Source organism: Phenylobacterium sp. (assembly GCF_020402505.1).
Classification (GTDB): domain Bacteria; phylum Pseudomonadota; class Alphaproteobacteria; order Caulobacterales; family Caulobacteraceae; genus Phenylobacterium.
The window spans coordinates 1-2653 of the sequence record NZ_JADBZL010000074.1 but is presented as its reverse complement, the minus strand read 5'-3'; the positions used below and the strand labels follow the sequence as shown (position 1 = coordinate 2653).

Sequence of the window (2653 nt, the reverse complement as noted above, 5' to 3'; positions counted from 1 at the left end):
GGCGACCCGGCCGGAACCCCCTCACCCCGCTTCTCGGGGAGCTCCCCCTGGGAGGGGGAGCAATTGGCTCCCCAATTCCTCCCCCTTCGAGGGGGAGGTGGACCGCGCAGCGGGCCGGAGGGGGTCAGCGGCCCCTCACCCCCCGAACTTCCTCCCCATCCAGTCGAGGATGAAGCGGTTCACCTCATCGGGCTTTTCCTGCTGGGTCCAGTGGCCGGAGCCCATCACCAGGGCCTTTTCCAGGTCTTTGATGCGGTCTTCCATGCCGTCGGCCATGGAGGGGGGCAGGACGGCGTCCTTCTCGGCGCAGATCATCAGGCAGGGGACGTGGTCGATGCGCTGGGGCAGGTGGGCCGAGCGCTCCCAGTTGCGGGTGAAGTTGCGGTACCAGTTGATGCCGCCGGTGAAGCCGGTGGCCGAGAAGGTCTCGACGAAGGCGGCCAGTTCGTCGGGGGTCAGCAGCTGGTTGGCGGTGTCCGATTTGTCCCACTCGGCCAGCATGTCGCGGAAGGCGAAGGTGGAGGTGGTGGCCGGGCCGGCCTCCTTGTCGATGGTCAGGCCGCCGCTGGGCGGGGCCGGCATGTCCTCGGGCGGGCGGCGCATAAAGAAGCGCATGGTCTTGTCGACGTCCTTGCTGAGGGCGGCGTCCGCCTCGCCGGGCCTCTGGAACCAGACGATGTACATGTCCTCGCCGAAGGCGAAGCGCATGGAGGCGATGGGATCGTACTCGCCCCGCGGCATGAAGGGGGTGTTGAGGCCGATCACCCCGGCCACCCGGTCGGGATGCATCAGGGCCATCTGCCACACCACGAAGCCGCCCCAGTCATGGCCGCAGAACACCGCCTTCTCGATCCCGAGATGGTCCAGGAGGCCCACCAGGTCGGCGGCCAGGTGCTCCATGTCATAGTCCTCGACCTTGTCCGGCCGGGAGGTGAGGCCATAGCCGCGCTGGTCCGGGGCGATGGCCCACTGACCCGCCGCCTCGCAGGCGCGCAGCTGGTGGCGCCAGGAGAAGGCCAGCTCGGGGAAGCCGTGGCAGAAGACGATGGGCACGCCCTTGCCCCGGGCGACCTCGTAATAGGCCATGTCGATCCCGTTGACCTGGGCCTTGGCGACGGCGGGCATCTGGCGGGCGAGTGCGGACATCCGGGGCTCCTGAACAATTCCCCCTATCTTGGCCAGACCCGGCGGGGGTATGGCAAGGGCGGAAGGCGAGGGGAGCGGGTGGAATGACGGGTGAAGCGGCGGACGGGGCGGCGCGACCTTCGGGTACGGGCTGGGGCCTGGTGGTCCTGCTGGGCGCCCTCACAGCCTTTGCCCCCATGGCCATCGACATGTACCTGCCCAGCCTGCCGGCCATAGGCGCGGACCTGGGGGTCAGCGGCGCCTACACCCAGGTGACGGTCTCGGCCTTCCTCGCCGGCATGGCCATCGGCCAGTTCTTCTACGGGCCGGCCTCGGACCGGCTGGGCCGCAGGGGACCGATCCTGGCGGGCGTCGCCCTGTTCGTCCTGGCCTCCTGCGCCTGCGCCCTGGCGCCCACCGCCGACTTCCTGATCGCCGCCCGGTTCGTCCAGGCCCTGGGCGGCTGCGCCGGCGCCGTGGTGGCCAGGGCCGTGGTGCGCGATCGCTTCGACCATACCGAGACGGCGCGGATGCTGTCCCTCCTGACCCTGGTCATGGGGCTGGCGCCGATCCTGGCCCCCCTCCTCGGCGGGGTCCTGCTGGAGCTGGGCGGCTGGCGGGCCAACTTCTGGGCCCTGGCCCTGTTCGGTATCGCCGTGGGCCTGGCGACCCTGTTCCGCCTGGAGGAGTCCCGGTCCGAGGCCACCGCCCTCCAGGCGCGCTCGGAATCGCCCCTGGCGGCGCTGGGCGCCCTGCTGAAGGATCCGCGCCTCATCGGCTACGCCCTGGCGGGCGGGCTGAACGGGGCGACCCTCTTCACCTGGATCTCGGCCTCGCCGGGCCTCATCATCGGCGTCTGGGGCATACCCGCCTCGGTCTTCGGCTGGGTCTTCGGTCTCAACGCCGCCGGGGTGATAGGGGCGGGCCAGCTGAACCGCCAGCTCCTCCTTCGCTATACGCCCGAACAGGTCCTGCGGGGTGCAAGCGCGGTCGGCGTGGTCGCCGCCGCCTTCCTGCTGGCGGCCGCCTTCACCGGCTGGGGCGGGATGTGGAGCGTCCTTCCGCTGATCTTCCTGGTCCTGTCCAGCTACGGCTTCATGGCCGGCAACACCATGGCGGGCGCCCTGAATGTCGACCCGCGCCGGGCGGGGTCGATCTCGGCCCTGATGGGCTCGGCCTCCTTCGCGGCGGGCGCAGCGGCGTCCAGCCTCACCGCCGCCCTGGGCGACGGCGGGGCGCTCTCGGTGGCGGTGACGCTCTTCCTGGCCATGTCGGGTTCGGCCCTGGCGCTGAGAACCCTGGCTCTGAAGGGAACGGCGCGGGTGTAGGGGCGCCCTTGCGAGGCCGCAGACCCCCTCCGTCGCGCTGCGCGCGCCACCTCCCCCTTGGGGCAGGGGAATCGCATTTGGCTTGAGTGATCTGGGCGAACTGGATTCTGAGGGTGTCTTCCTTGTTTTGGGAGACTCCCATGGGAGATTTCGAAGCTTTCTTCTCGGAGGTTCCGGACCCGCGAGCGAGCAACGCGCGC

The 2653-nt window shown here is 70.4% G+C and carries 2 protein-coding genes; one reads left to right on the top strand and one right to left on the bottom strand.

All coding sequences use genetic code 11. From position 1 onward, the window contains the following. Nucleotides 1-135 precede the first annotated feature (135 nt). Nucleotides 136-1146 (bottom strand): alpha/beta hydrolase, encoded by a 1011-nt coding sequence (locus IM632_RS05910; RefSeq protein ID WP_296479432.1) that lies wholly within the window; start codon nucleotides 1144-1146, stop codon nucleotides 136-138. A gap of 83 nt (nucleotides 1147-1229) precedes the next feature. On the opposite strand from IM632_RS05910, the gene IM632_RS05905 reads away from it, so the two are divergent. After that, the gene (locus IM632_RS05905; protein ID WP_296552119.1) at nucleotides 1230-2453 is read left to right on the top strand and encodes a multidrug effflux MFS transporter; all 1224 of its coding nucleotides are present in this window, start codon (nucleotides 1230-1232) and stop codon (nucleotides 2451-2453) included. Nucleotides 2454-2653: the final 200 nt, after the last annotated feature.

What these genes read in the sequence shown, in the direction of transcription:
- IM632_RS05910 (WP_296479432.1), bottom strand. Translation starts at nt 1,146, where the DNA reads ATGTCCGCACTCGCCCGCCAGATGCCCGCCGTCGCCAAGGCCCAGGTC.
- IM632_RS05905 (WP_296552119.1), top strand. Translation starts at nt 1,230, where the DNA reads ATGACGGGTGAAGCGGCGGACGGGGCGGCGCGACCTTCGGGTACGGGC.